Source organism: Pseudomonas sp. GNP014, from assembly GCF_054344005.1.
This window is the reverse complement of record NZ_JBTGUS010000001.1, coordinates 4397222-4418607: the sequence shown is the minus strand read 5'-3', so window position 1 is coordinate 4418607 and position 21386 is coordinate 4397222. Positions and strand designations below refer to the sequence as shown.

At 53.4% G+C, this 21386-nt stretch carries 26 protein-coding genes and 2 pseudogenes; 18 read left to right on the top strand and 10 right to left on the bottom strand.

Going from position 1 to position 21386, the window contains the following annotated elements; all coding sequences use genetic code 11:
• Window positions 1–22 precede the first annotated feature (22 nt).
• Complete coding sequence (locus tag ACXX9E_RS19865; RefSeq protein ID WP_458556028.1) at window positions 23–493, bottom strand: DUF2271 domain-containing protein; 471 nt, start codon at window positions 491–493, stop codon at window positions 23–25.
• Window positions 494–578: 85 nt separating this feature from the next.
• A complete protein-coding gene (locus ACXX9E_RS19860) occupies window positions 579–902 on the bottom strand; it encodes a PepSY domain-containing protein (RefSeq protein ID WP_123468786.1) in 324 nt (107 codons plus the stop codon).
• A gap of 131 nt (window positions 903–1033) precedes the next feature.
• Between ACXX9E_RS19860 and ACXX9E_RS19855 the strand changes: the two genes are divergently transcribed.
• Together ACXX9E_RS19855 and ACXX9E_RS19850 are read left to right on the top strand one after the other, a co-directional pair.
• Complete coding sequence (locus ACXX9E_RS19855) at window positions 1034–1693, top strand: response regulator transcription factor (protein WP_123468784.1); 660 nt, start codon at window positions 1034–1036, stop codon at window positions 1691–1693.
• Window positions 1690–3013: pseudogene (locus ACXX9E_RS19850) on the top strand (sensor histidine kinase). Before ACXX9E_RS19855 ends, ACXX9E_RS19850 begins: the two are co-directional and overlap by 4 nt.
• A gap of 176 nt (window positions 3014–3189) precedes the next feature.
• Here ACXX9E_RS19850 and ACXX9E_RS19845 read toward each other — a convergent pair.
• From ACXX9E_RS19845 to ACXX9E_RS19835, 3 genes and pseudogenes are all read right to left on the bottom strand, one after another.
• Entirely contained in the window at window positions 3190–3645 is a 456-nt protein-coding gene (locus ACXX9E_RS19845) for a DUF6691 family protein (RefSeq protein WP_340132924.1), read from the bottom strand.
• Window positions 3646–3647: 2 nt separating this feature from the next.
• Complete coding sequence (locus tag ACXX9E_RS19840; protein WP_458556027.1) at window positions 3648–4082, bottom strand: YeeE/YedE family protein; 435 nt, start codon at window positions 4080–4082, stop codon at window positions 3648–3650.
• Between the two features lie 79 nt (window positions 4083–4161).
• Window positions 4162–4335: pseudogene (locus ACXX9E_RS19835) on the bottom strand (aldehyde dehydrogenase family protein); the annotation flags it as partial.
• Window positions 4336–4693: 358 nt separating this feature from the next.
• On the opposite strand from ACXX9E_RS19835, the gene ACXX9E_RS19830 reads away from it, so the two are divergent.
• Complete coding sequence (locus ACXX9E_RS19830; protein WP_458556026.1) at window positions 4694–5203, top strand: HEPN domain-containing protein; 510 nt, start codon at window positions 4694–4696, stop codon at window positions 5201–5203.
• Window positions 5204–5413: 210 nt separating this feature from the next.
• Window positions 5414–5743: a hypothetical protein gene (locus tag ACXX9E_RS19825; RefSeq protein ID WP_458556025.1), complete on the top strand. Its 330-nt coding sequence runs from the start codon at window positions 5414–5416 to the stop codon at window positions 5741–5743.
• A gap of 134 nt (window positions 5744–5877) precedes the next feature.
• Here ACXX9E_RS19825 and ACXX9E_RS19820 read toward each other — a convergent pair whose 3' ends face one another.
• The 3 genes from ACXX9E_RS19820 to ACXX9E_RS19810 all read right to left on the bottom strand — a co-directional run bounded on the left by ACXX9E_RS19820 (window position 5878) and on the right by ACXX9E_RS19810 (window position 8026).
• Window positions 5878–6183 carry a hypothetical protein gene (locus ACXX9E_RS19820; RefSeq protein ID WP_458556024.1) on the bottom strand — a complete coding sequence of 102 codons (306 nt, stop codon included), beginning with the start codon at window positions 6181–6183 and terminating at the stop codon, window positions 5878–5880.
• 1017 nt (window positions 6184–7200) lie between these two features.
• Window positions 7201–7608 (bottom strand): hypothetical protein, encoded by a 408-nt coding sequence (locus tag ACXX9E_RS19815; protein ID WP_458556023.1) that lies wholly within the window; start codon window positions 7606–7608, stop codon window positions 7201–7203.
• A gap of 214 nt (window positions 7609–7822) precedes the next feature.
• Window positions 7823–8026, bottom strand: a complete 204-nt coding sequence (locus ACXX9E_RS19810; protein WP_080520536.1) for a hypothetical protein — start codon at window positions 8024–8026, stop codon at window positions 7823–7825.
• Between the two features lie 138 nt (window positions 8027–8164).
• On the opposite strand from ACXX9E_RS19810, the gene ACXX9E_RS19805 reads away from it, so the two are divergent.
• The 11 genes from ACXX9E_RS19805 (at window position 8165) to ACXX9E_RS19755 (ending at window position 16059) form a co-directional block, all read left to right on the top strand.
• Window positions 8165–9454, top strand: coding sequence for a phage/plasmid replication protein, II/X family (locus ACXX9E_RS19805; RefSeq protein ID WP_458556022.1), 1290 nt, complete (start codon window positions 8165–8167; stop codon window positions 9452–9454).
• A gap of 260 nt (window positions 9455–9714) precedes the next feature.
• The gene (locus tag ACXX9E_RS19800) at window positions 9715–10047 is read left to right on the top strand and encodes a DNA-binding protein (RefSeq protein WP_458556021.1); all 333 of its coding nucleotides are present in this window, start codon (window positions 9715–9717) and stop codon (window positions 10045–10047) included.
• An 11-nt stretch (window positions 10048–10058) separates the two neighbouring features.
• Window positions 10059–10283 (top strand): hypothetical protein, encoded by a 225-nt coding sequence (locus ACXX9E_RS19795; RefSeq protein ID WP_458556020.1) that lies wholly within the window; start codon window positions 10059–10061, stop codon window positions 10281–10283.
• 9 nt (window positions 10284–10292) lie between these two features.
• Window positions 10293–10520 carry a hypothetical protein gene (locus ACXX9E_RS19790; RefSeq protein WP_458556019.1) on the top strand — a complete coding sequence of 76 codons (228 nt, stop codon included), beginning with the start codon at window positions 10293–10295 and terminating at the stop codon, window positions 10518–10520.
• Between the two features lie 137 nt (window positions 10521–10657).
• A complete protein-coding gene (locus ACXX9E_RS19785) occupies window positions 10658–11968 on the top strand; it encodes a hypothetical protein (protein ID WP_458556018.1) in 1311 nt (436 codons plus the stop codon).
• Between the two features lie 9 nt (window positions 11969–11977).
• The gene (locus ACXX9E_RS19780; protein ID WP_458556017.1) at window positions 11978–12265 is read left to right on the top strand and encodes a DUF2523 family protein; all 288 of its coding nucleotides are present in this window, start codon (window positions 11978–11980) and stop codon (window positions 12263–12265) included.
• A complete protein-coding gene (locus ACXX9E_RS19775) occupies window positions 12265–13356 on the top strand; it encodes a zonular occludens toxin domain-containing protein (protein ID WP_458556016.1) in 1092 nt (363 codons plus the stop codon). The genes ACXX9E_RS19780 and ACXX9E_RS19775 overlap by 1 nt, the downstream gene beginning before the upstream one ends.
• Window positions 13357–13384: 28 nt before the next feature.
• Complete coding sequence (locus tag ACXX9E_RS19770; RefSeq protein ID WP_458556015.1) at window positions 13385–14632, top strand: secretin GspD/PilQ domain-containing protein; 1248 nt, start codon at window positions 13385–13387, stop codon at window positions 14630–14632.
• 10 nt (window positions 14633–14642) lie between these two features.
• Window positions 14643–14867 carry a hypothetical protein gene (locus ACXX9E_RS19765; RefSeq protein ID WP_458556014.1) on the top strand — a complete coding sequence of 75 codons (225 nt, stop codon included), beginning with the start codon at window positions 14643–14645 and terminating at the stop codon, window positions 14865–14867.
• Window positions 14868–14964: 97 nt separating this feature from the next.
• Entirely contained in the window at window positions 14965–15531 is a 567-nt protein-coding gene (locus tag ACXX9E_RS19760) for a hypothetical protein (RefSeq protein ID WP_458556013.1), read from the top strand.
• A gap of 135 nt (window positions 15532–15666) precedes the next feature.
• Window positions 15667–16059, top strand: a complete 393-nt coding sequence (locus ACXX9E_RS19755) for a LysR substrate-binding domain-containing protein (protein ID WP_458556602.1) — start codon at window positions 15667–15669, stop codon at window positions 16057–16059.
• Here the strand turns inward: ACXX9E_RS19755 and ACXX9E_RS19750 are convergent.
• Together ACXX9E_RS19750 and ACXX9E_RS19745 are read right to left on the bottom strand one after the other, a co-directional pair.
• On the bottom strand, window positions 16019–16423 hold the full coding sequence (locus ACXX9E_RS19750) for an acyl-CoA thioesterase (protein ID WP_186745353.1): 405 nt from the start codon (window positions 16421–16423) through the stop codon (window positions 16019–16021). The genes ACXX9E_RS19755 and ACXX9E_RS19750 overlap by 41 nt on opposite strands.
• Before the next feature lie 123 nt (window positions 16424–16546).
• Window positions 16547–18112, bottom strand: coding sequence for a carbohydrate porin (locus ACXX9E_RS19745; protein ID WP_458556012.1), 1566 nt, complete (start codon window positions 18110–18112; stop codon window positions 16547–16549).
• 167 nt (window positions 18113–18279) lie between these two features.
• On the opposite strand from ACXX9E_RS19745, the gene ACXX9E_RS19740 reads away from it, so the two are divergent.
• The 3 genes from ACXX9E_RS19740 to ACXX9E_RS19730 are packed head-to-tail and all read left to right on the top strand — an operon-like array spanning window position 18280 to window position 21377.
• On the top strand, window positions 18280–19554 hold the full coding sequence (locus tag ACXX9E_RS19740; RefSeq protein WP_457236609.1) for an ABC transporter substrate-binding protein: 1275 nt from the start codon (window positions 18280–18282) through the stop codon (window positions 19552–19554).
• A gap of 21 nt (window positions 19555–19575) precedes the next feature.
• Complete coding sequence (locus tag ACXX9E_RS19735) at window positions 19576–20538, top strand: carbohydrate ABC transporter permease (RefSeq protein WP_186745347.1); 963 nt, start codon at window positions 19576–19578, stop codon at window positions 20536–20538.
• A complete protein-coding gene (locus tag ACXX9E_RS19730; RefSeq protein ID WP_458556011.1) occupies window positions 20535–21377 on the top strand; it encodes a carbohydrate ABC transporter permease in 843 nt (280 codons plus the stop codon). Before ACXX9E_RS19735 ends, ACXX9E_RS19730 begins: the two co-directional genes overlap by 4 nt.
• Window positions 21378–21386: the final 9 nt, after the last annotated feature.

Below are 21386 nucleotides of genomic sequence, written 5' to 3'. Positions count from 1 at the left end.
CAGCCTCCAGAAATGACGAGAGCTACAGGTCGTAGGTAAAGGAGTCGACGTAAGTGCTGCCCATCACCGGGGAACCCGATCCTTTGGAGGTCAGGGGGACGCTGATATCGACGCGAGCTTCGCGTTTGCTCTCCACGGCACTGTCGATACGGATCTGATACCCGGCGTCAATCAAGGTGTCGGCCAGTTCGACGCTGACTTTGAGCGTTTGACCGCTGCCGACACTGGCGCCACTGACCCCGTCAAATTCACTCCGGTTCATACCGCTGCCACGGGCCCAGTCGGTCAAGTGCCGGTAATACTTGGCCTTCTTGCCGGCCACCCACAGGGTTTTCTGGTACTGGCCATTGGCGTCGGTGACGTAGATCGCCAGGTACGCATCATTTCCGCTGTAGTTCTTGAGTTGGGTCGTCAGGGTCACTTCACGGGCCTGGGCCAGCCCCGGCAGGGCAATGGCACCGATGAGACAGCTTGCAGCGATGATCTTTTTCATGAGGGTGTCCTGTTTGAGCATTGAGGCGAAAGCCTGGACTCTTTGGCTGACAACAACCTGAACAACCTGGAATCATCGGCCACGATCATTCGCGGACAGGGCTGGCGAGGTAGTCCCGCGCATCGCCGTTGTCGCCGAAATCGATCTGTAACGTGCGCAACCGCAGGGAGGCGGGGGCATAACGGGCCTCTATAGCGTTGCCCCTGCGATCAGCGCCGTTGAGTTGGTAGCAACCGTCGTCAACCTTTATGCGCTGCACGCTCCAGCCCCATTGCTGCTCCACTTGCAGACGCAGGGTTTCGCGTGGCTGCCAGTCGCTGACGGGGTCGCTGCACTCATCATCGGCCAAGGCATAAGCGCTGAGCAGCACACACAACAGCGTGGAACTGGCAATAAATGCTGATTTCATGATCTGTCTCCTGCCGGGTTGGCGTGTGTGGCATACCCTGACGGTTATTCCTGACAACCCGCTGAATCTTCAGATTCACGTCAGCTAAGGTCGTTAAGGTGTTACCCGACAACCATCGCAGGAGGTGCCAGATGCGGGTTTTATTGGTCGAGGACGCACCCGGCTTAGGGGAGGCGGTGCGCGAGCAGATTGCCGATGACGGCCACGCCGTGGACTGGGTGCAGCGTCTGGACCATGCGCGCAACAGTGTGCGCACGACGCCTTATGACCTGATCCTGCTGGATTTGATGTTGCCGGACGGTCGCGGGCTGGACTTCTTGCGTCAGCAGCGCGCAGCGGGGGACGTGACCCCGGTCATCATCCTCACCGCCCAGGACCAGATATCCGATCGCATTGCCGGCCTCAATGCCGGCGCCGATGACTACCTGGTCAAACCGTTCGATCTGTTCGAACTCTCGGCTCGGGTAGCGGCGGTGGCCCGGCGTTACAGCGGTAATCCCAATCCGCAAATCAGGTTCGGTGATTTGCAAGTCGACATGAACGCACGCACCGTTCAGCGCGCCGGCACGACTGTCGACCTTACGGCCCGTGAATGGGCGTTGTTCGAGGCCTTTGTCCAGCGCCCCAGCGCCTTGCTGTCGAAATCGCAACTCGAAGAGCGCTTGTACGCCTTTGGCGCCGAAATCGAGAGCAACACCATCGAGGTCTACATCAGCCGCTTGCGCAAAAAACTCGGGCGCGAGCTGATTGAAACCGTACGCGGCATGGGTTACCGGTTGATGAGCGCATGAAGTCGCCGTCAAGCCTGCAAAAACGTCTGGGCCTGGGGTTGACCCTGGGCATGACCTTACTCTGGCTCGGCGCAACGGTCGGCGCAGGGCTGGTGGTGCAGCATGAGCTGAACGAAGCGTTCGACAGTGCACTGGAAGAGACCGCGCAGCGCATCCTGCCTCTGGCCGTGCTGGAAATCAGCAATCGCGAAGCCCCTCGTGAGTCGCAACATGTCGCCACCCTGAAAATGCACAAGGAATACCTGACCTCACCTGGTGCGCGATGCCTCGGGGGAGATTCTCATGCAATCCCACGACGCAAACCCGAAGATCTTCAGCAAACAGCCGAGCGAAGGGTTTTCCACCACTGAAAAGTACCGTCTGTACAGTGCCTCGGCGCTGCGAGGAACGGTGTTTATCGAAATCGCCGAACCTCTGGGGCATCGCCGAGAAGCTGCGCGTGAAGCCCTGTTTGCCTTGTTATTGCCGTTGCTGGCACTGATCCCGATCAGCTTGTTGGGCACCTGGTTATTTGTGCGCATCAGCCTGCGTAGCGTGTTGGCCTATCGTCGCGCCGTGGAAGCGCGGGGCGTGGGCGATCTGTCGCCGATCAACGTGGCGCGTCTGCCGGCGGAAATTGACCCGTTGGCCGATGCGGTCAACCATTTGCTGGAGCGTTTGCGCAAGGCGCTGGAGGCCGAGCGCAGCTTCACGGCCAACAGCGCCCATGAATTGCGTACACCGTTAGCGGCGACGTTGGCGCAGATTCAACGCCTGCGCCACGAAGCCCCCGAAGGCCCGTTGCAGGTGCGTGCGGAGAAGATCGAGCACTCGTTACGGGAATTGGCGCGGCTCTCGGAAAAACTCATGCAACTGGCCAAGGCCGAGGGGGGCGGCCTGTTGTCCGAAGCGCCCCAAGACTTGATTCCGTTGTTGGCCCATGTCGTTGATGAGTGGAACCACAGCAGCGGGCAGCGCATCAAGCTGCAACTGCCAAGCCAGGCCAGCGTTTTCTCGGCCATTGATCCCGATGCTTTCGCCATCCTGTTGCGCAACCTGATCGAAAACGCGCTGAAATACGGCGCGACAGACCAACCGGTCGAGGTCAGCCTGACCGATCAAGCGCTGCTGCGGGTGGTGAACGGCGGCCCGGCGGTGCCGCGAGCGGTATTGCATCGCCTGACCGAGCGCTTTGTGCGAGGTAACAACGAAGCCAGTGGGACAGGATTGGGCTTGGCCATTGCTAAAACCATTGTGCAGGGTGTCGGCGCCCACATGACCTTGGTGTCACCGGCGACAGGAAGGGGGGACGGGTTTGAAGTGAACGTCCAGTTTGTGTAGAGGGTAAAAGTTGGATGCTGATCCGGGACGTCATATAGGACTGTCCTTCGTCGCGCACCGATCAATGTCCTCGGCACATGGAAAGGCAGCAGGCCGATTATTCGACTTGCCCAAGGGTAGCGTGCGCTTTGGCCGGCGTCAGGTCTGTTCACTGACGCACGTTGAAGGGACAGGAATCAGGTCGGTTTATTCACGGAGGAGGGGGCTGACGTAGCACGTTGTTTTTTTCGCTCCAGCCATTCAAACAGCCCCATGCCGACCAGCATGGCGATGACAAAAACGGCGCCTTTGCCGATGCCTGAACCTAGCAGGACCAAGGCCGGGCCCGGACAGACGCCTGCAAGGCCCCAGCCGATCCCAAACAGAAGGCTGCCAACGACCAGTCGCCGGTCGATGTGTCGAGCGGTGGGCAGGTTCATGGGCAGGCCGAGCAGTGACCGGGTTCGGGTTCTGGCGAATTTGAAGCCTACCGCCGCCACCGCAATGGCACCGGCCATGACGAAGGCCAGCGACGGATCCCAGTGCCCGGCCAAATCGAGGAAGCCGATGACTTTGGCGGGATTGGTCATGCCGGAAATCAGCAATCCGATACCGAAAATCAGCCCGGCAAGCCACGCGTAGAAGAGCGCCATGGTCAAAGACCTCCCAGAAGGTGCTTAACGACAAAAACGGTAACGAAACCCGCCCCCATGAACACCAGTGTCGCTATCACAGAGCGGGTCGATAACCGCGACAGTCCACACACACCGTGGCCGCTGGTGCAGCCAGCGCCATAACGGGTGCCGATGCCGACCAGCAGGCCCGCGACAATCAATAGCGGATATCCGGCATCAATCTGTATCGCGGGTAAAGAGGCGACCAGGCGAAAAGCCAGTGGCGCCATTAGCAGGCCCAAAATGAATGCCGCGCGCCACGCTATATCCCCGGTTATCGGGCGCAGCAGACCGCCGACAATGCCGCTAATGCCTGCGATGCGCCCGTTGAACAGTATCAACAGCACTGCTCCCGTGCCGATCAGCAAGCCTCCGAGCAAGGCGCTCAACGGCGTGAAGTGGTTCATGTCGATCATGACTCTCTCCTTACTGGGGCGTGTGTAGTGAAGGTTGATCGCGATGCAACCTTGATCATCTGATGGACGTCGCATTGACCGCAAGAGCGGTCAGCTGCATCGCTCGGGCGAAACCGATGGCAGCGCCCATTTCCAGAGAAAGCGCCTGTGCAAGTGGCTCTTTTCGTTCAAGGATCAGGTCGTAAATCTTTCCAAGGAAACCCGCACGCTCTGCAACTACGCTTTCAGTCGCCGGATTGACTACGGGCAAACTCAAGCGCATCAAAGCCGATAGCTAATGCCCGGACCCGCTGAAGAAGGCGCGTGGTTGAATGCGCCAGCTGTTGGTCGTAAGCCTGAAGGGTGACCATCGAGGCGTTCAGCAAAGCGTTGACATATAACTAAACTAAACAAGCATTTAGTTTAGTTATATTTATTTGTTATTAATGGAGCAGGGTAGCTCATCAGATGAGCGAGGGGTGGTTCATCCTTGTTCGTGATCTTCCAAGCATGTCCGTTATCTTTCAGGGTAGGTAAATCAGCTACCCTCTGGTAGCACGTGTAAACGGTAACAAGCCACGTAGTTCGTGGCGTGTAGCATTTTCCCCTCAAAGTTCGGGAGCAAGGAAGCCATGAATCCTGTACGTCTACCAAGTCATCAGGTCGTATCAGAAGCGCGTGTTTTTTTAAAGGCATCACGGCTCATAGAAAAGCACGCTCACAACGGCAATACAGACTTCTTTTGGCCAGCTGCAATGCATGCTGGATTAGCCTCAGAGCTATACCTCAAGTCATTTCTGGTCGATTACGATCTTGCCCATCCAGTAGAGATTGATGACCCGGAATGGTTTTTGACTAGTGCTTCCAAAGGACACAATCTCGTTGCTCTTTATAAAGCGATTCCTCCTGAATACGCTGATGCAATACGCCAGATATCAGAACGTATTTCATCTGGTTTTGAGTTGGAGCGCCGCCTTGATGATTGCTCAAAGTTTTTTGTTGGGACTCGCTACACCTATGAACATGGTTCCATTCAAGGCTTAGATACGGACGTGTTTGAACTGGCTCCGCACTTGGAGCGGATCATCGCGGAAATGACGCAGACATCAAACGGCGGCAGTGTTGCTACTAGCAACACCTGATCACTTGGTGAAAAGCATCGAGCAGAGCCCAACGAGGAGAATCTTTTATGTCGCATAATGACTCGGACGTTATGGTAGCGAAGCCGCCCGAATGGGCAGAATCCGATGCCGGGATAATCGCGCAGCCCCGGCGAGGATTTATCCATAACGTCTATTATGCGAGGCCATCGTTTACAATGGTGCCCCAATTTTTGCCAAAGAGCTTTTCCAATGGATTTGAAAAATGCTGCTGAATTTGATCGAGTTGTAGCGCGTCTGCTGGCTGTTCTCGCAGAATCGTTCCCCAAGCCGATGGATTTTGCTTTTCAAGCTATCGGCCTAGCTGATGGTCCTGCTGAAGTGGCGAAAGACTTCACCACTGTCGCTACGGAACACACACCTCAGCATGAGTTCGCTGCTCAGTGCGCCACCTTTCTTATCTCTGAAGGTTATATTTCAGGCACTCCATATCCCACCTGGGTCAGGCATGTTCTTTTAACTGCTAAGGGGCTTGAACTGATCAACGCGACGCCGGATTCTCTCCGTCGCGGTACACATTGATCTGGTGAATTGGCTATTTTCGCGGATGCGAAAAACCTGTCGGTCGAGTGACATTACTCCCCTGTACATCTTGGGGAGTAACTCGTGCCTGGATTGCTGATAACTGTAGTTATCGGAATTTTAGAAAGCTGAACTCAGTCCCTACGTTTTCCTACAACGACCGCCCCCCTAGTCAGCGAAAAACCTACATCACCGACATAGTTACCATTGCTTTGCTTGCAATGCTCGGACGTCCCCATCGCCACAGGAATGACGTTCACCACGTCGTAACCTTGGTCATCGAAAGCGTTGTAAGCCTCTTCCAGATTTTGCGCAAAAAGGTCAAAGTTCACAGAGCGATGGTCATAGACCTTCTTGGTTTTGTTCCCGAAAATCCCCGCAGCTTGATCTTCCGAATCTACTGGGCTGTAAAACCAGTGGGTGATAAATTTCTTCGACATCAATGACTCCGTTGCTCATGAGTAAATGTTCTTCATTGAACGCCTTAGATTCTGTCACAGCTTTTTCGCGTCCGCGAAAATCTTGCTGGCTTTGTGCCTTCAATCAGGGAAGGATTCCGGCTACGCCTTTCGACTTGAGTTTCCGAATCGGAAACTCTCTCTGACACCTCGCAGTTTCGCGCCCGCGAAACTTTTCGCCCTGCCTTGACTACGACCAATCAGGGAAGGATTCCGGCTAAGCCCCTCGGCGTAAGTTTCCGAATCGGAAACTGCCCCTGTAACCCCGCAGTTTCGCGTCCGCGAAACTTTTCGTCCGGCCTCGGTGACGACCAATCAGGGAAGGATTCCGGCTAGGTCTTCGGCGAGAGTTTCCGAATCGGAAACTTCACCTGGTAACCAGCATTTTCGCGCCCGCGAAAACTTTCGCTTGGCCTCGGTTGTGATCAATCAGGGAAGGATTCCGGCTGAGCCTCGGCATAAGTTTCCGAATCGGAAACTTCCCGCCTGAGCCTGAGGATGGTTTTTACCGTGGAGGCCATCGTTTTCGCGTACGCGAAAATCACCTTCGGCCTCGTTGATTACTCCCCTAAATGTACATTTTAGGGAGTAATTCTTTTGATCTGGCAGGGACACCGGCCTATGCTTTTTCAGCGTGTAAATCAGCCATTTTCGCGTACGCGAAAAAACATCCTTCAAGCTGAGCACTGTGAATCAGACGTTCCTCGACTGCCCGAAGGGCATTAGGCGCCATGGTTTTTCACAGTGAAAAGGAGCTCTTTCCGCGCCGATACCCGGCAACGCCGGCCGGTATTCAGGCAAAGAAAAACCCCCGGCGATCGTTAAGTCACTGAGGGTTTATTCGCGGACTAGTTTTACCAGGTCACGAGGAAGGCACTTCGCGCATTGTTAAACCAAGCTTTTATGCACGTAACCTACTGCGAAGCCTCCGCGGATCCATGACGGACAGCGCCGCATTTGGACAGGTCCCGGTAGGTCCGATTTTCTAGCGACTAGCTATTAAAAGTCGTGAGCGTCATGCCAAGCTTCGATTAGCTCTTCCCGGCCGAGCTTACGTGCAGCTTCTGCATAGGCATCTAGGAATCCAGCGTCTTCCATCCAATTTTCTGGTCGCCCCACGATCTTCCTTCCGTACGTCGTGAGAATGACGATCTGATTATCGATTTCGTCGTCCAATGTTTTTGCTTTAGACATGCCCGTTTCAATGATCAGGGTGGTGAGCATTTCGACCTGGCTAATGGCCTCTGCTTCTGCCAACCGCCAGAGTATGGCGACCAATCCTTCTGCGATGTCATCTAGCATTTCATCAGACAATCCTTGAGGCGTGTTATTACGGACTGCCCGTGCCTGCTTGGCTTTCGCTTTGGCGCGCTTAGCCCGTTTGGCCTGCTTTTTATCTGATGCCATGGTTACTTCCTTAGAGGGGCTTTCAGCGGCTTGAACGGCCGCTTAGCTTGGGATTCCGCGAGGTTAACGCATTGAAACTGCGTTAAAAACCCAATTTTCGCGGACGCGAAAAAAGCTGGATAACCAGCTCAGATCGAGGCGAAGGAGGGTAGGGAGTGGGCACTCCCTGCGCAGCAGGGTCCACTATCTCTAATGGTGGACTCTTGTCTAACGGTTAGACTTTTACTGGTGGCTTCCCATCATCCTGCTCGATGTAGATTTCTCCATCGGCATTCATTTTTACCTTGTCCAAAACCCTGTCCAACAAGATGTTAATGATCTCTGACTTTTTGGTCAGTTTCTTGCGTTTCAGGGTGAATTCTACTTCCTTCTTCTCCAGCCGCTCCCAGCGTTCCTGATCGATTCTGACGGTGCTCATCGCGTTTCCTGTATGCCGGTGCCAATCACGTAAGCGCTGATTCTTGCTCAACAGTTGCGTGTATACAAGTTGCGTATTGACACGTTACTTGTCACTCGCATACGATTGCCTGAATTGTGATTTGTTGCGTGTATACAAGTGCTAGATCGAATCCACCTCTTTGTGCCTTTCAAGCTTGAGCACATCACCTTACTGGGTGTTGATGGTCGAGTTGATCCTGTGCACCTGGTCGATATCGAGTCTTTAGGCATTCCTCTTCAAGCTCAAATCACCGTCGACGAGGAGGGCAACAAACACGCCGATTACCTGCGCCATGCTTGGGAATCTTTGGGGACTGGTTTCACCCCGATGGCCATGAAAGTTTTCCACGAAAGCATGGGGAAACGCCTGATGCCGGGTGTTGAACTGAAAGCTTCTCCCGCAAAGCTGATGCAAGGGCACAACGTTTTTGGCCCGACCTGCATTGAGAAGGGCGCTCTGACAATGCTCAAGTGGCTTGCAGGCACGTACCCCAAACTTTTTGAAATGCTCGCGGTAGATAGCTGCGAGGTCTACGACATCGATTGCACTTACTCCAGTCGATTGCCCGATGAGCGCACAGCGCGCCAAGCAATTCAGGCCATTCGTGGTGTTTCCAACGGCCAAATGAAGGGCAGGGGAGACGACTACGAAACAACGGCTTATTTCGGCGCCAAAGACTCTCGCTTGAGACGGTTGAAGATTTACCTCAAACATCCCGAGTTCATGAAGCAGTTGGAGGACGCAAAGAAAGCCGGTCGCGGCGATCTGTCCGCTGCAAGGACTGTAAAAGTCCTCAGCAATCCAGACCTACAGGCGTGGTCAGAAAACCTGCTTCGCCTTGAAGTAACAGTTGCAAAGCGATGGTTCAACCGTCGCGGAATTTCAAATTTACTTAATGACCTGATTCGTCATCAGCAAGCGCTGTCAGAGCAGGGCATTTGTTTTATTCAGTGGTGTTGGGAGCAAGTGACTAAAGACCTTTTTGCGGCCTTTGAGGGAATCCAGATGCGAGTTATTAACGATGAAAAAGTGCTGGCCGCACTTCTTGAAAAACACACTAAACAAGGCAAAGGCCGTTACACCAAGGAAAAAATGGTTGCTGGAATCTTGGTTCCGCCAATCTTTGTCCCTGGTAAAACCTCTGACGCATACGCTCGTAGCCTGTTTCGTACGTACCGTAGTTTGAAAGATTACGGCTGGGAAGAAACCCAGGCGTCGATGAATCGGGCCAGTTTTTACAACCACATCAGAGACATCTGTGAATGTGGGATTTCAAAGGCCGCTTTGCAGAAACTCAAAGTGTCGGACCAGCAAAATAACGTTGTCCCGATTCTTCGGTTTGTGCAGGTCGACTTCAATGGCCAGCGCCCGGGCTGGTACGTAGAACCTACTGTCGAGGCAGCATGATGGAACGGTCAAAGTATCTAATCCTGCGTAGTACTGTTGAACTTGAAGTGATTGATCAGCTCGGCGTCACCGCCGAGTCTAACGCCTTGATCAATTCGATCATGCGCCACTTCCTTTCGTTTTCATGCGCCGAAGTCGTCCAGAGAAATAAAGGACGCCTTGCTCTGCGTAGTTTTCGTCGAGATCCAAACGCCCAAATTCCTGGCTGGGCATATCGTGAACCGGGCACTCGCCCAAAATATAATCCTGTGAGGTAAACCATGTTGACTCTAACCGGCCTGTGCCACGGTTTTCATACTGACAACCGTACTGTCGGCCAAAACACTTTCACCGAGAACCTCATTCTGCTTGAGGTTCAGGACGTCAACCAGTATGGCCTTCCAGAAGTAAAGACTCTCAAAGTGAAACTCTCCAAGAAAAACATGGAGCTGGGACTCAACAACGTCTGGAACCAATATAAAGGCAAGGCTGTATCTGTTCCTGTTTTCGTAGCTGCATGGGCATCTAAAGCCGGTAATGCGGGTTTTGATTTCTACCTCTCCGGCGACGGCAAACCGCAGAACTTTGAAATTACTCCATCCAAGGCTTCATAGCGGTAAACCAAATGTCCGATTTTGTTCGCTGCACTGGCGAGCTAAGAACTGAGGGTGGTTACCCTCAGTGTTCGGGATCTTGGGAGACTGTTCAAGTTCAGCCTCCTTTTGATCCATCCCAGCTTGACCCCATCGTCTTAGGGCAAGCATTCGGTGCCGGATTCACCTTGATTGCAACCTTCATGGTTATGGCAATGGGCATTCGCGCATTTTTAAGTTTCATCAAACAAAGTTGAGGTTTCATCATGTTCAAAAAGGCAAGCAATAAAGTTCTCGCTGTTGTAGCACTCACTTCGGTTGTCTCGGCAAATGCTTTCGCAGCCGAAGGTGCTGTAGCTTGGGATTACACCAAATTGACCTCTGGTATCGACTTCTCGCAAATCGGTGTCGGTGTTCTTGCTGTCGCCGCTTTGTTGGCTGCTGTTTATGCCGGTATCAAAGGTGCAAAAATCGTTCTGGCCTTCCTGCGCTAAGAACAAAAACCACAGACACAAAGGGCTCTTCATTGAGCCCTTTTTCATATGGGCAGCCCTCATGGATCAGTTATATACATTTTCCTTTTTTATAATAGGTGCATCCTGCGCATATGCCGTCTTCTGGGGTTGGTAACATGCGGGAAATTATTTTCAAGCTTGTTGTGTGTGCCTACTTAGTCGCTATTGTGTGTTTTTCAACTTTCAGCAAGGCTGCTGATGCGGACAAATACAGCTGTGAAAATTATGTAGCCCAAGGATGGTGCTCAAACTCAAACTACATCTATTCCAGCGCTCAAGCCGCAGCTGATGTAGTGATCAAAGCCTATATTGCCCAGCAAATGAAAGACTACTCTGATATCACATACACCTTCGGCGCTTGTGAGGTCTACGCCGGAATGGATATGTATCGGCAGTGCATCGCACAGCTTGTGTTCTACAAGCTAGATAAGGAGGGCAAGTCGTCTATTTTCCTGAAGCAGCCTTTACCGATCCTCATCAACAAGCAGCAGGTTGAAGAAGTAGTTTGCAATGACACCGCAGAACTAAAAGGAAGTCTCGGCAGCGTTATAGTCTCGGGCACAAAGAAATACGTATTATCCAGAAACCCCGGCGATAATATCTGCACCAATAACTGCAAGTACAACTCGCCAAAATCTGTGGACTGCTACTTGGTAACAAGAAAGACAAACGAAGGATTTTGCAACTTTGAGTACAAAGCTGAGCTTGATTCAAGTGGCAAAAAGCAATCTTGCGAATCAGACCCCGCACTTGAAGAGGGAGATGAAGGCGACCCCCTCGATGGTAAAGAGGAACCCCCGCAAACGCCTGATCCAGGTGGAGAGGAGGGTGGTGAAGGAGATGGTTCAGGAACTGGTAACGGCACTGGTAACGGCACTGGTGACGACTCAGGCACGGGCACTGGTGATGGCTCCGGAAGTGGCTCAGGTAGCGGCTCCGGCGATGGCTCGGGCACAGGTAGCGGCACTGGCTCTGGAAGTGGAGGAACAGGCGGCACAGGTGGAGAAACAGGATCTGGCGGTAACACAGGCGGTGGTACAAGCCCTGGAGGATCTACCGGTGGGGATGGATCGTCAGGTGGTCCTGACGGCAATGGTTCCGATGGCGGTACCGAGGAAAGCTTTAAATCACCAGGTGATTTAGACCTCAATGGTAAGAATGACCAGCGAGGCGCAGAAGTTAAGAAGCAGTTCTCTGATTTTAAAAGTGACATCGACTCCAGTAGGGCTTTTGAATCCCTCAACAAAGCCTTTAGCGGAAGTAGTCACTCTAGTGCGGCTTGTCCGACCGGCTCTGTATTTCTATTCGGCCAGAATATAGTTTTCGATTCGCACTGTGACTTGTTTGCAATGATCGCGCCCATCTTAAGGATGGTTTTTATAGCCGTGTGGATGCTGTTCGCTGCACGCATTGTATTGTCTGCTTGAGGAATGGGAATGCTCTCTAGTTTTGCTACATGGCTAAAAGGTATCTTTGAGCAGTTGGCACAATTTGCCATCGACACTGTATTTCTAGTCTTGGGTTGGATTTGGTCCGCCTTCATCGCTTTACTTGATACGCTAGGTATCGCAGAACAAGTTGAGGGGGCCGCTCATGCCTTCGACTCTATACCGGATTCTGTCTGGTACTTTATGAATATGTTTGAGATTCAATTCGGCCTAGGCCTGATTATGTCTGCCTATGGCGTGCGCTTCTTTATTCGTCGCCTTCCAGTGGTGGGTTAATGGCCATTCATGCTTATGTAGGCAAACCGGGTCATGGCAAAAGCTACGGTGTTGTTGAACGTGTCGTTATCCCATCTTTAAAGCAGGGTAGACATGTAGTCACTAATATCCCTCTTAACTCGGATGACTTGCTGGCTGATTTTGGCGGCACCATTAAACAGCTTCCAGAGGATTGGTTTGAGATAGATGATCTATCCGAGTACGTGACTAGCGGCTGCGTTCTTATTCTCGATGAGTGCTGGAGACGTTGGCCATGTGGTGAGAAAGCCAATGCCGCAAATCCTCATGATAAATCTTTGCTAGCTGAGCACCGGCACAGGGTAGACGCGAACAACAACTCAATGCGCATTGTGATGGTTACGCAAGACCTTTCACAAATTGCGAGTTGGGCTAGAACGCTGATTGAAACAACGTTTAGAGTGGTAAAAATCTCTAAAAAAGTTTACCGCGTAGATGCTTACACGGGTGTTGTTACAGGCGATAAGCCGCCGCGCAGTAAAATCATCCGGCAAATCCCGGGTGTATTCAGCAGTAAGATTCAAGGCTATTACCGTTCAGCCACACTATCTGCTACCGGAGAAGTTGGTGATGAATCTGTGGCAGATAAGAGTGGATCATTTATTAGGTCGTATGGTCTTTGGTCATTGATTGCACTTGTCGTGATATGTCTTGTTGTCGGTATTCTTGGATTGAAGACGTTCTTTAAAACCACTCAAGCACCTCCGCCGTTACCACTGCCACAAGTGGACAAGTTTGCGAAAAAGGCGATCCCAAATAAAATCCCGGTTCCTCCGCCAATACAATATTCACAAACATGGAGGCTCAGCGGATTTGTTCACATGTATGCCCCTGACCCTCAAGCTAAAACTGACCCTTCAACCGCCATCTTAGTAGACAAGGCTGGGCGCACTCGGTATGTCGCATTCTCGGAGTGTCGTTATTTTTCTGATTTCAATGAGGTTTACTGTGACATTGAAGGTGAGCGAATAACAACCTGGACATCTCAAAGTTCCAGCCTAGTCATGCCTCCAATCATAGGAGGCTTTGGCGGTGGAACTGCTCAGCGTAGCGCAAGCAGTCCATCCGGCTAAGTCTCCTTAATTTATTGACGGTATCTATATGCAATATTTTCGTACCTTTGTTATGTTTATTTCGCTGTCCTTTTCCCTGTCTGCATTTGCGCAAACGGACAACAAAATGACGTTTGATTTTGACGCAATTAATACCAGTGCAGCCCTACAGCTCATCGCTGATTTTGCTGGGTTGAATCTGGTGAGTGCCGATGATATTACCGGCACTGTTACCATGCGGATGAAAGGGGTTTCTTGGCAGGACGCATTAGAGTACGTCGCCAAAACAAAGAGCCTCAACTACCACATTGATAGTGGTGTTCTGTATGTGTCACACGGTGCCGATTATTTCCAAAGCGCTGAAGAACCTGTAGTACCTGAATATAAAAACTCTATTTTTAAAGTCAGGCACATACTTGCCTCAGAAGCCATCAAGGGCTTTCCGGTGCTCTCTGAGTCAGGAAAACAAGAATCCCTCACGTCAAATGATGCATCCTCTATTGTCGTGGCTCGTATGTCCGCTGAGAGACTTGAAGAGCTTGGTCTATATCTCAGTGCTGTTGATTTCCCTCGTGCCCAAGTGATGATCGAAGCTCGCATCGTTGAGGTGGATCGGTCTTTCTCTCAGGAGCTTGGTGTTAATTGGTCGGGAACCGCTCGCCCTGGTAATTTCACAGCAACTGGCTCAACCAATTTTGTTGATATGGGTAGCCAGATTTCTAATGCAGGCATTGGTTTTGTTTCAAGCGCGCTGATTCTGGATTTGGAGTTGGCAGCGATGGAGAAGGGTGGTTACGGCAAAGTTATCTCACGTCCTCGAGTATTTGCCTCTGACAGGCAGCAAGCTCGCATCGTTAAAGGATCTGAGGTTCCTTACCAGCAAGCCGCCGGTGATGGAGCAACCTCTGTGTCCTTTAAAGAGGCCGCGCTTTCCCTTGATGTAACACCTTCGATTGATGAAACCGGCGTCTTACTGGACGTAAAATTAGCCAAGGATGAGCCTGATTTTTCCAATGCCATCAATGGTGTTCCGCCGATCAAAACAGCGTCGCTGACTTCTAAGGTTCGCGTTCGTTTAGGTTCAACGATTGCTCTCGGTGGGGTATTTTCAAATACCGAGCACGTCCAAGAGCATCGAGTGCCGGGGCTGGCTTCGATTCCTTACCTGGGTCGAATTTTCCGTTACAGCACGAAATCGAGCGGCACATCCGAGCTGATTCTGTTCATCACACCGACGTTGATTCCTGCTATTGACGTGGCCCAGGTACAGGACTTAAGAAGTAGACAACCCCAATAGGCCGACGCCAATGACCAGCAAAAAGCCGCTTAAACCGTTCGATCCAGCTATGCACCTGGACAACGAAAACGTCATTCGTGAGTACCTGCAGCTAGCCCGCAATGATCCAGATCCGCAGGTTTATCAGCAGGCTTTGGAAAACGTCGCAAAGGCAGAAGAAGCCGCGTGGTTGAATGCGCCGGCTGTTGGACGTGAGCTTGAAGGGTGCCCATCAAAGGATTCAGGAAAGCTTTGACTTATAACTAAACTAAAGCATCATTTAGTTCAGTTATAATTTTACCCTATATAAAGGGCAGGGTAGTTTGCCCTTTTCAATCTGCTGAGGCACACAAATGACGGACGATTTACCGGCATGGATGGTAGAAGCCGCATACCGTTATTTACGGGCGGCAGAACATCTTCTTCGAGGATATGACCTGCTGGACATCGCGCAAATTAACGCGGCCATCGGTGTCGAAATCCTCCTAAAAAGCTTCATTTCCGTGCCAAATAGCAATCACGGAAAGGCCAATCAGACCTATGAAGTGGATACTCAACTTCTCAAACCTGCTCATCAGTTATTGCAGGGATTAGGCAAAATCTCAGTAAAAAAGACCTCTCCGGACAGACATGATTTGCTGACTCTTTATCACGCGATACCTGAACAGATTCGTTCTAGCATTGGACTTGACCGACAAGCTGAAAAGCTTGAACGGTGCCGTCATATTTTTACCGGCAGTCGTTACCAGTATGAAAAGAACACTCCGAAGGGATATGACTCAACCCTCATCGAGGTTCTCCGAGATCTGCTTCCTCGAGTGGTTGAGTATCATCGACAGCTTGGCTCTCAGGATCTTTTCATTCGGTGTTATGGAATGCCGCCGATGACTCTGGATCAGGCTCATCAGCAGCCGGATTGAAGATAGAAACAGGTACTCGTTTTCGTAGCCGCTAAAACGCCGTCAGGAGGCAGTGCCAGGCTTGAAATCTGATCACCAGAGCCCCTCAGACCTCTATAGGACGCTTCGCATAATGTATATTATGTTAAATGATATATTGCGCTAGGCACCACTGACCGTGGCCAAGCCCGGCAACAGATTGGCGGGTTACCCAGGGAACTTGCGTTCCAGCAACTGGGCAAATTGATCATGCTGCATGTCTGCCAATCCGGCCATCCATTGGCACAACTCGATACCGTCACTTTCGACGACCAGCACGCTCATCGCCGCCTGGCCTTCAGCGCCCACGCGAGTAAATTGCCGCGCAGCGAATACCTGCGCTCGACCCAGTTGTGGCAAGCGGAAAGCTATCTGGCGTTATTCGAAATGGTTCGTGCCGTGCTCGACTGGACCACCCTGCCCCGGCAACTGATCAAGCGTGAATTGGCCAAGGGTGAACTGGTGGAGTTTATGAAAGAAGTGCTCTCAACTGAGCGGGAATGGGTATAACTTCCTTGCTTTCTGGTGAGACGCATACGTGGGTGATATTCGCCGTAAAAGCCAATACGTCCTTACCTAAAAAACCCTCAACCAAAAAGGTAAACGAGTGCGCGCCCAACTTGGCCACACCGACTTTTATAATCATTTCATCATCCCACGTTACAGGGCTCAGCAACTCTATCGACATCGCGCGCACCGGCGGCAGAATATTAAAACCCATTAAAGTTCTAAGCCCTGGAGCGCCCAGCCACCGGTCAAGCGCTACATAAATAGCTTCTACAGCAAAATATGAGAACCGCGGAGTGTAAACCACTCCTGCCGGGTCACAATCTCCGAACAAAATGGTTCGACTTACAAAAACTGCATCCGGCATTAAATCATCCCTGTCGTTATTGGTTAGCCATGCCGCCGGCATCTTGCCTATTAACGCACTTGCATGTAGCACTGCTGGCTTGGTGCAGTGCGACCAAGCCGCACTGCACTTGTCTCTCGGCCTTTAAAACCAGGTCTCCATCTGAATGCCGTACTGCCAGACACCTCCCGCATGGAAGTCGGTCATGCCAAAGGCATCTGTGGTGCTGAATCTGTCCAGATCCGAAGACCAGTTCATGAAGCTTGCGAACACTCGCAGTTCAGGACGCGTAAGAATATCTGCAACGTCAAGTTTGAATGTCGGGGCAACCGTGAATTTCAAGAAATTACCGTCGACCGCATTACGTTGCAGATAGCCCTTGGGGTCGAGGTTCATGGTTTGCCAGCTCAGTTCGTAGGCCATTTCGAAGTTACTGTTGATTTTGTTAGCCAGTCGCACGTTCAGAGTCAGCCAGCGGTAGTCGTCACCCTTGACGTATCGGTCCTTGCTTTGCTCGGCCAGCAAGCTGGGCCCGATACGCCAGTCGGGCGCAAGCGGGGTCTCCCCGTAAAGTGCCAGACGCAGCGCGCGGGCCTCGTCGATCAACTCCCCGTCCGAGCCAACGTTCTTGACCTCTGCACCCAGGCCTTGCCCATAGAGCAGCGCCGTTTTGAAGAAGCCTTCTCTGCCGAAAAAAGTTTTCTGGTGATTGGCCAACATGCTGTGCAAGCCGGAATCCGCAGGCGTCAAACCGGCTTTATTGGTGCGGGTAGAGAAATCGTTTTTCTTCGCACCGATGGCGTTGTACATCCATTGCCACTGGCCATCCGCGAAAAACTGGTTGGAGGTCAGAATGTAGCTTTCCACATCGGCATTGATACCCCCTTGACTGAAATCCCCGTAGCTACGCCCAATCAAGGAGTAATTCGAGCGCCAGTTCTTGTTCATCTGCACATCGTAAATGCCACCGCCGGTGCCAGCCAGGTAGACGACGTCCGAGTCCAGCCAGTGGATATCGAAGTTGTCTCTGTCGAAGCGCTTGCCTGCCCACAGCGTGGCGTTCTCGAACACTGAATTGCCTTTGAACGCGGCGACATGGTCGAGCGTGGCGAATACCTGGCGTACGTTGAGTTTGCTTTCGTCGGCCGTCCAGTCGTTGGAGCTTTCCACCCCGTCGGCGATGGAAACCGTGAACTTGGAGCGGGTGCCGTTTTGCGCATGGATCTCTTTCGACAGGTCGATACGCATGTAGGTGTCGTCTTCGTTGCCGAGTCGCCCCACTGCACCGCCCACCGAGCCGGCCGGCGTTGTATAAGGACCGCCACGGCCACCACCGAGTCCCTCGTCGACCAACAATCCGGAGCGCGCATAGCCGTTGAAGCTGAACCCATCAGTGAGGTGTCCGGTACTGCCCTCTTTCTCCGGGCTTTGCTGACGGGCTTCGAGTTTTGCCAGTCGGGTATCCAGGTCAGGCGCCGAAATGGCTGTTGCGTTAGACGCGGCGGGCTGCAAGGGAGGGGACGCAAGTTTGATCTGCTGCAATTCGCGGGCAAGTATTTGGGTCTGCTGTTCGGCCGTGGCTGCGCGCGTTTCGGCTGCGCTGGCACGGGCTTCAAGTGCGGCCATGCGCTGTTCCAGTGTCGCTGCCTGAGAGGTCGCCGCGGATGTGCCGAGCACACCTGCCAGGAGCCAGCCTGTTGCTTTCTGCATGTGAAATCCCTGTTTGTTTTTATTGTTGGTTGACGCTATTGACGTTTTTTTGCCGGAGTAGCGCGTTGTCGCAATCGACGAAAAAAAGGGTGCCTCATCGCAAATACGCTGCTACATTTGGTGATGTTAACGTTAACTTTTCTAAAAACAAAAATAAAGGACGCTCGATGAAACACCTGAAATCGCTCCTGCCCGCCACATTGATCACCCTGTTTGCCGCACTTCCATCCGTCTCGAGCGCAGCCGATCTGACGATCTCGTGCGGCGCTGTGGGTGCGGAGTTGCAGCTGTGCAAGGAGGCCGTCGAGAGATGGTCGAAACAGACTGGCAACAACGTCGAGGTGGTCTCCACGCCTAACTCGGCGACCGAGAGGTTATCGTTCTATCAACAGATCCTCAGTGCGCAGTCCGCCGACATCGACATCATTCAAATCGACATGGTCTGGCCGGGGATGCTGGCCAAACACCTGATGGATCTGCGTGAGGTGCTTCCAGCCAACGCGACCCAAGGCTACTTCCAGGCACAGGTCGATAACGCCACCGTAAACGGACGTTTGGTGACGATGCCCTGGTTCACCGACTCGGGCCTTCTGTATTACCGCAAAGACTTGCTTGAGAAATACAACCGGCAGGTCCCCCAGACCTGGGAAGAAATGACTGCTACCGCGAGGGATGTTCAACAGGCCGAGCGCACCGCCGGGAACGCCAATGTCTGGGGTTACATCTTTCAGGGCCGCGCCTACGAGGGGCTGACGTGTAATGCGCTGGAGTGGATCAGCAGCCAGCCGCAAGGCGGGCTGATCAATCAACGCGGCGACATCGTGGTCAACAGTCAGGCTTCAAGAGCAGCTTTGACGTTGGCGAAAAGCTGGGTCGGCGACATCTCCCCGCGTGGCGTGCTCAATTACACCGAGGAAGAAGGCCGTGGCGTTTTCCAGTCGGGCAATGCGCTGTTCATGCGTAACTGGCCCTATGTCTGGGCCCTGGTGCAAAGCCAGGACAGTGCCGTAAAAGACAAAGTCGGGGTCGCTCCCCTGCCCCGCGGCGGCGAGGCCGGCGACCATGCCTCCACCCTCGGTGGCTGGGGCCTGGCGATATCGCGCTACAGCGCCCATCCCGAACTTGCCGCCGAGCTGGTGAGCTACCTGACCAGCGCCCAGGAGCAAAAACGTCGAGCCCTGGCAGGCGCCTATAACCCGGTGATCGAGTCGCTGTATCAAGATCCCGAGTTACTCGCGGCCATGCCTTATTACGCTCAGTTGCACAGCATTCTCAACGATGGGGTCATGCGCCCCGCGTCAATCACCGCCGATCGCTATCCGCGGGTCTCCAATGCGTTCTTCGATCGCGTGCATGGCGTGCTCGCGGGCGAGTTGCCCGTCGATCAGGCGCTGGCCGAACTGGAAAGCGAACTCACGCGCATCAAACGCCAGAACTGGTAAGCCACAAGGAAGGAAATCACCATGTCTGTCTCTACTGCCCATGCCCCCTTCGACGAGCTGCTGCTCACGAGGGAAACGCCCGTACAACGCCGTCGGGTACGCGCCGCCTGGCTGTTCCTGACACCGATGCTGTTGTGTCTGGCCCTGGTCGCAGCCTGGCCGCTGCTGCGCACATTCTGGTTCAGCCTGACCGACGCCAGCCTGGCGGACAGCGGTGGCGCAACCTTCATCGGCTTGAGCAATTATCTGGTCCGCAACGGTTCCGCCTGGTCGGGCATCCTCGTCGATCCACAATGGTGGAATGCGGTGCGCAACACGCTGTATTTCACTGTGGTGTCAGTGGGCCTGGAAGTCGTACTGGGGTTGTTGGTGGCGTTGCTGTTGAACATCAAGTTCACCGGCCGTTCTCTGGTGCGTGCGTTGATTCTGATTCCATGGGCGATTCCGACCATTGTCTCGGCAAAGATCTGGGCATGGATGCTGAACGACCAGTTCGGCATCATCAATCACTTGATGCTGAGCCTCGGCCTGATTGACGCGCCCCTGGCCTGGACGGCAGATGCAGACCTGTCGATGTGGGCGGTGATCATCGTCGACGTCTGGAAGACCGTGCCTTTTGTCACGCTGCTGATGCTGGCGGCCTTGCAGATGTTGCCAAGCGATTGCTACGAAGCGGCCCGGGTCGATGGCATCCACCCGCTGAAAGTGTTCTGGCGTGTCACCCTTCCCCTGTTGATGCCTGCACTGCTGGTGGCAGCGATCTTTCGCATTCTCGACTCGCTGCGGGTATTCGACGTGATCTATGTGCTGACCTCGAACTCGTCGAGCACCATGAGCATGTCGGTGTATGCCCGTCAACACCTGGTGGAATTCCAGGACGTCGGTTACGGCAGCGCGGCTTCGACCCTGTTGTTTCTGGTGGTGGCGGTCATCGCCATGCTTTATCTCTACCTCGGCCGCCGTCAACTGGAGGCCCGTTCATGAGCCCGCGCCTGCTGAAAAAAGCGTTGTTGCGCCTCGGCTTCTGGTGCCTGATCGGGGTGTTGCTGCTGTATGCGGTTTTCCCCTTCTACTACGCCATCCTCACGTCGCTGAAGCCGTCCAGCGCCTTGTTCGAGATCAGCTACTGGATCGCAAACCCGGACTTCTCCAATTACGCGGCGATCCTCCATCAAGCCTCATTCCTGCGGGCGATCGGTAATTCGCTGGTGGTTGCGCTGTGCGTGGTGACACTGGCGCTGTTCCTCAGCCTGACCGCCGCCTATGCCTTGGGCCGGGTGAAATTCCGCGGGCGTGGCACGGTGTTGATGATGGTGCTTGGCGTGTCGATGTTTCCCCAGGTTGCGGTGTTGTCGGGGCTGTTCGAAGTGATCCGCGCCTTGGGTCTGTACAACACGTCCTGGGCGTTGATCCTGAGCTACACGATTTTCACCCTGCCCTTCACCGTCTGGGTGCTGACCACATTCATGGGGCAATTGCCCCATGAATTGGAGGAAGCGGCAATCATGGATGGCGCCTCGCCTTGGGTCACGCTGACCCGAGTGCTGTTGCCGTTGCTATGGCCCGCGCTGGTGACCACTGGTTTATTGGCCTTCATCGCCGCGTGGAACGAGTTCCTGTTTGCCCTGACCTTCACCCTCACTGACACCCAACGCACGGTGCCGGTCGCCATCGCCTTGATTTCCGGCGGCAGCCCCCATGAGTTGCCTTGGGGCTTGTTGATGGCGGCATCGGTGCTGGTCACCGTCCCACTGGTGATTCTGGTGCTGATCTTCCAGCGCCGAATCGTTTCCGGTCTCACTGCCGGCGCGTTAAAGGGTTGATGCCCAACA

Excerpts from the sequence above, each read along its gene's own strand:
- ACXX9E_RS19865 (WP_458556028.1), bottom strand. The coding sequence starts at position 493 with ATGAAAAAGATCATCGCTGCAAGCTGTCTCATCGGTGCCATTGCCCTG.
- ACXX9E_RS19860 (WP_123468786.1), bottom strand. The coding sequence starts at position 902 with ATGAAATCAGCATTTATTGCCAGTTCCACGCTGTTGTGTGTGCTGCTC.
- ACXX9E_RS19855 (WP_123468784.1), top strand. The coding sequence starts at position 1,034 with ATGCGGGTTTTATTGGTCGAGGACGCACCCGGCTTAGGGGAGGCGGTG.
- ACXX9E_RS19845 (WP_340132924.1), bottom strand. The coding sequence starts at position 3,645 with ATGGCGCTCTTCTACGCGTGGCTTGCCGGGCTGATTTTCGGTATCGGA.
- ACXX9E_RS19840 (WP_458556027.1), bottom strand. The coding sequence starts at position 4,082 with ATGATCGACATGAACCACTTCACGCCGTTGAGCGCCTTGCTCGGAGGC.
- ACXX9E_RS19830 (WP_458556026.1), top strand. The coding sequence starts at position 4,694 with ATGAATCCTGTACGTCTACCAAGTCATCAGGTCGTATCAGAAGCGCGT.
- ACXX9E_RS19825 (WP_458556025.1), top strand. The coding sequence starts at position 5,414 with ATGGATTTGAAAAATGCTGCTGAATTTGATCGAGTTGTAGCGCGTCTG.
- ACXX9E_RS19820 (WP_458556024.1), bottom strand. The coding sequence starts at position 6,183 with ATGTCGAAGAAATTTATCACCCACTGGTTTTACAGCCCAGTAGATTCG.
- ACXX9E_RS19815 (WP_458556023.1), bottom strand. The coding sequence starts at position 7,608 with ATGGCATCAGATAAAAAGCAGGCCAAACGGGCTAAGCGCGCCAAAGCG.
- ACXX9E_RS19810 (WP_080520536.1), bottom strand. The coding sequence starts at position 8,026 with ATGAGCACCGTCAGAATCGATCAGGAACGCTGGGAGCGGCTGGAGAAG.
- ACXX9E_RS19800 (WP_458556021.1), top strand. The coding sequence starts at position 9,715 with ATGTTGACTCTAACCGGCCTGTGCCACGGTTTTCATACTGACAACCGT.
- ACXX9E_RS19795 (WP_458556020.1), top strand. The coding sequence starts at position 10,059 with ATGTCCGATTTTGTTCGCTGCACTGGCGAGCTAAGAACTGAGGGTGGT.
- ACXX9E_RS19790 (WP_458556019.1), top strand. The coding sequence starts at position 10,293 with ATGTTCAAAAAGGCAAGCAATAAAGTTCTCGCTGTTGTAGCACTCACT.
- ACXX9E_RS19785 (WP_458556018.1), top strand. The coding sequence starts at position 10,658 with ATGCGGGAAATTATTTTCAAGCTTGTTGTGTGTGCCTACTTAGTCGCT.
- ACXX9E_RS19780 (WP_458556017.1), top strand. The coding sequence starts at position 11,978 with ATGCTCTCTAGTTTTGCTACATGGCTAAAAGGTATCTTTGAGCAGTTG.
- ACXX9E_RS19775 (WP_458556016.1), top strand. The coding sequence starts at position 12,265 with ATGGCCATTCATGCTTATGTAGGCAAACCGGGTCATGGCAAAAGCTAC.
- ACXX9E_RS19770 (WP_458556015.1), top strand. The coding sequence starts at position 13,385 with ATGCAATATTTTCGTACCTTTGTTATGTTTATTTCGCTGTCCTTTTCC.
- ACXX9E_RS19765 (WP_458556014.1), top strand. The coding sequence starts at position 14,643 with ATGACCAGCAAAAAGCCGCTTAAACCGTTCGATCCAGCTATGCACCTG.
- ACXX9E_RS19760 (WP_458556013.1), top strand. The coding sequence starts at position 14,965 with ATGACGGACGATTTACCGGCATGGATGGTAGAAGCCGCATACCGTTAT.
- ACXX9E_RS19750 (WP_186745353.1), bottom strand. The coding sequence starts at position 16,423 with ATGCCGGATGCAGTTTTTGTAAGTCGAACCATTTTGTTCGGAGATTGT.
- ACXX9E_RS19745 (WP_458556012.1), bottom strand. The coding sequence starts at position 18,112 with ATGCAGAAAGCAACAGGCTGGCTCCTGGCAGGTGTGCTCGGCACATCC.
- ACXX9E_RS19740 (WP_457236609.1), top strand. The coding sequence starts at position 18,280 with ATGAAACACCTGAAATCGCTCCTGCCCGCCACATTGATCACCCTGTTT.
- ACXX9E_RS19735 (WP_186745347.1), top strand. The coding sequence starts at position 19,576 with ATGTCTGTCTCTACTGCCCATGCCCCCTTCGACGAGCTGCTGCTCACG.
- ACXX9E_RS19730 (WP_458556011.1), top strand. The coding sequence starts at position 20,535 with ATGAGCCCGCGCCTGCTGAAAAAAGCGTTGTTGCGCCTCGGCTTCTGG.